Source organism: Mesorhizobium sp. M7A.F.Ca.CA.002.04.1.1 (assembly GCF_004022805.1).
In the GTDB taxonomy this organism is placed as follows: domain Bacteria; phylum Pseudomonadota; class Alphaproteobacteria; order Rhizobiales; family Rhizobiaceae; genus Mesorhizobium; species Mesorhizobium ciceri.
The window spans coordinates 1-4,069 of record NZ_RZPL01000539.1; the positions used below are offsets into that span (position 1 = coordinate 1).

Sequence of the window (4,069 nt, forward strand, 5' to 3'; positions counted from 1 at the left end):
CAATCAGGGCGTGAAACCGCTTCGTCACGGCCATGCTGGCGCGCATGACAGTCCAACCAACGCAGTTTTTCAGTCTCAACCAAAAGACTTTGGTTGTATTCCGGCCGCCTTATCAGGCAGCCACGCTCTGTTGAGCGCGGCTGCGGATCAGATCCGCGGCCTTTTCGGCGATCATGATGACCGCCGCATTGATGTTGCCGCAAACGAGGTCGGGCATGACCGAGGCGTCCACGACACGAAGCCCGGCAATGCCGCGCACCCGCAATTCCGGATCGACCACCGATGCCGCATCGACGCCCATGCGGCACGTGCCGGCCGGATGATGCACGGTGATCGAGGTCTTGCGGATGTGCTCGTCGATCTCTTCGTCGCTCTCGCATTTCGGGCCGGGGAAGAACTCCGCGCCGACGAACGGAGCCATGGACGGCTGGCTGGCAAGGTTGCGTGCAACACGAAAGCCGGCGCGAAGCGACTGCCAGTCGCGCTGCGAGGACAGGAAATTCTGATGGATCAGGGGCGCGGCAACCGGATCGCTCGACGCCAGCTTGACGCTGCCGCGGCTCTCCGGCTGCACCGCAACGATACGGGTCGCAAAGCCGTCGGCGAACGGCGCCTTGAACGGCGACATGTAAGGCCATGCCCCAAGCGGCGCGGCGGTGAAAAGCAGCTGTACGTCCGGCAACGGCCGGCTTGTGTCGCTTTTCAGGAATGCCACGACGCCGCCAGGCACATCTCCCGAAAAGCCCTTTCCGGTGAGATAAGTCCTGACGAAATCCAGCCCGATACGATCGGCCCGCATCATCTTGAGAAACGGTCCAGGCTGTTTGCGCCGATACATCACGATAACCGAAACGTGGTCCTGCAGATTCTTGCCGACTTGCGCACGATCGACCTTCGTCTCGATGCCATGCGCCGCCAGCTCGCCGCTGTCGCCTATGCCTGACAGCATCATCAGCTGCGGCGTGTTGATGACGCCGCCGGCAAGCAGAACTTCGCGCCGCGCCAGAACTTCATGGCTCGCCCCGCCTCTGGTGTAGGCAATGCCGGCTGCGCGGCCATCCCTGAGCAGGATCTTCGTCGCCATCGCGCCGGTCAGCACCTTGACATTGCCGCGCCGCATGGCGGGCCGCAGATAGGCGGTTGCGGTCGAGCAGCGGCGGCCGTTGGCAATTGTCATCTGCAGCCGGCCGAAGCCTTCCTGTATGGCGCCGTTATAGTCATCGGTCTGCGGGTATCCGGCATCACGGCTGGCTGTGGCGAAGGCATCGATCAGTTCGTCCTTGTAGCGGCAGAACTGGGTGTTCAGCGGCCCGCTGCCGCCACGGTACCGGCTTTCGCCCGCTTCCCAGCGCTCCTGCTTCTTGAAGTAGGGCAGCACCTTGTCGAACGACCAGTCCGTCAGGCCGCTTGCCGCCCAGCGATCGTAGTCGCCGCGATTGCCGCGCACATAAGCCATGGCGTTGGTGGAGGAAGAGCCGCCGATGACCTTGCCGCGCGCGCATTCGACCTTGCGGCCGCCGACATTGGCCTCGGGCTCGCAGAAATACATCCAGTCGTGGCGGCGCTCCGTCAGTATCTTGCCCCAGCCGAGCGGGATGTGGATCATCGGATCGCGGTCCCAATCCCCCGCCTCCAACAAAAGCACCGACACGGCAGGGTCTTCGCTCAGCCGGTTCGCCAGCACGCAGCCGGCCGATCCCGCACCGACAATGACGTAGTCAAAGGTTTCGCCAGCCGGCATGCGTGATCCTCGGGAGAAAGACGTCTGCCGCGATGGCAACCGTCGACATGGGCAGTCAACCATCGCGCAACTGGTGTTGTCAACCATTGCGTACAGTTGTAGATTGGTTGAATTGGTTGAGTGCCGTCGAACAGGTTTTCGTGTCACAATATGATGTCGGGACGTTGAGTCGGCGGTCTGCCGATCGGACAGGAGATTTGGTTTTGAGCGCATTCGAGCCGCAGGTCGGACCATCTGATCTCGACGACATCATCGCCGCGGTCCGCCAGTTGCAGCAGGGCGGCGGCAAGCTTCCGTCCGAGCGCGATCTTGCGGAACATCTGAGCGTCAAGCGCCATCAGCTTCGCAAGGCGCTTGAAGTGCTGCGCCTTTCAGGCGACCTCAAACCGGCGCGCGCCAGGCGGGCGCCGACCGCCCTTCCGAGATATGGCGAGGAACTGGTCAGGGTAACCAATCCGATCGAGGTCCTGGAATTGCGCCTGATTATGGAGCCGGGCCTTGCCCGACTGGCGTCGCTGCGCGCCTCCTCTTTCGAGACGGCGCGGATCCTCGACGCGGCAACCACGCCGGAGAACGCCCCGTCGGGTGAGGTCGACTTCGCTTTCCATCTCGCGATCGTTGCCGCGGCCCGCAACCACCTCGCCGCGGAATTCTACAAGATGCTGCGCCAGGTCGGTGTCGATGCGCGGGTGAAGGTTGCGCGCACCGCGGCACCCACCTGCCCCAAGCGGATCGCCCACCGCGACGGCGAGCATCGCCTGATCGCCGAAGCGATCTCGCAGCGCGACCCCGAAGCGGCAGAGGCCGCAATGCGCGCGCACCTTCTGTCGGTGCAGAGACAGATCATGGAACGGTCGAATGCCGGCGCCTTTGCCGCGTGATCGCATCACCTCTGACATCGAGCCTGTGCGGGGAATTTCAAATTGAAACGTCATTTCGACGTGCTGGTCATCGGCGCGGGATCCGCTGGCTCGGTTGTTGCCAGCCGTCTCAGTGAAGACCGGTCGTGCCAGGTCGGCCTCATCGAAGCCGGGACGATGCCGGCCGATCCCGACATCGCCGACCCGCTGAAATGGACGATGCTCCAGGGCCGCGCCTACGACTGGAGCTATCGGACCGTGCCCCAGCCCTTCACCGCCAACCGCGTCCATGAATGGCCGCGCGGCAAAATCGTCGGCGGCTCGAGCTGCCTGCATGCAATGGCCTATGTGCGCGGCCATCCCGATGATTTCGACCCCTGGGTGCAAGCCGGCGGCGAGCGCTGGTCCTATCGGGGGTTGTTGCCGGGCTTCATCCGCAGCGAAGCCTTCACCGCTTTCGACGGGCCAACACGCGGCAAGAGCGGCCCGCTGGACGTCTATCTGCCGGACGCCGAGGTCAGTCCGGTCGTGCGTGCCTACATCGCCGCCGGGCGATCCATGGGGGCTCCCGCCCTGAGCGACCACAACAGCGGCGAGCTGGTCGGCACCAGCCCCAATTCACTCAACATACGCGACGGCAAGCGCCTGAGCGTCGCCGACGCCTATCTGCCGCCGCGGGTCATGGCGCGGCCGAACCTGACCTTGCTCGCCGGCCACGAGGTCGAGCATCTGGTGCTGGACGGCCACAGGGTCACGGGCGTGAGCGTGGTCTGCGAGGGCCAGACCAGAACGCTCTGTGCCGACCGGATTGTCCTTTGCGCCGGCGCCGCGTCCACGCCGCTCATCCTCATGCGGTCGGGCATTGGTTGCCCGGATACGCTGAAGCAGGCTGACATACGCTGCCTTGCCGATCGCAGCGAGGTGGGCCGCAACCTGCAGGATCATCTGCTGGCTCTTGGAAATGTCTACAGCACCAAAAAGCCGGTGCCGCCTTCCCGCCTGCAGCACTCCGAATCGCTGATGTATCTGCACAGCGACGACCCGATCCGCTCCATGGGAAGTCCCGATATCGTGCTCGCCTGCGTCGTCGCTCCGTCGGCGGCCGAGGGCCTGAATGCCCCGCTTTATGGCTCGGCCTTTACCATCCTTTGCGGCGTCACCCATCCGACAAGCCGCGGGCGCATCACACCGAGCGGGCCGGGCCGCAACGATGCGCCGGTCATCGATCCGCATTATCTCGAAACCGAACACGATCGCGCGACATTCAGGATGGCGTTGAAGCGGGCGCGCATGGTCGGCCATCATGAGGCCCTGGACGAATGGCGCGATACGGAGATCCTGCCAGGCGCACCGGTTCGGTCCGATGCCGAACTCGATGCTTTCATCGCCAGGGCTGCTTCCACCCATCATCATCCGGCCGGCACCTGCCGGATGGGTCTTGACACCGAGGCCGTCGTCGATCCTGACT

General features: G+C 64.2%; 3 protein-coding genes. 2 read left to right on the plus strand and 1 reads right to left on the minus strand.

Annotated elements, in window-relative coordinates; genetic code table 11:
- Positions 1-112: 112 nt before the first annotated feature.
- Complete coding sequence (locus ENZ75_RS23670) at positions 113-1,741, minus strand: choline dehydrogenase (protein ID WP_063168894.1); 1,629 nt, start codon at positions 1,739-1,741, stop codon at positions 113-115.
- 203 nt (positions 1,742-1,944) lie between these two features.
- Between ENZ75_RS23670 and ENZ75_RS23675 the strand changes: the two genes are divergently transcribed.
- Both ENZ75_RS23675 and ENZ75_RS23680 read left to right on the plus strand, forming a co-directional pair.
- Positions 1,945-2,622 (plus strand): FCD domain-containing protein, encoded by a 678-nt coding sequence (locus ENZ75_RS23675; RefSeq protein ID WP_013529856.1) that lies wholly within the window; start codon positions 1,945-1,947, stop codon positions 2,620-2,622.
- 42 nt (positions 2,623-2,664) lie between these two features.
- On the plus strand, positions 2,665-4,069 hold a 1,405-nt coding region (locus ENZ75_RS23680), incomplete at its 3' end, for a GMC family oxidoreductase N-terminal domain-containing protein (protein WP_164887958.1).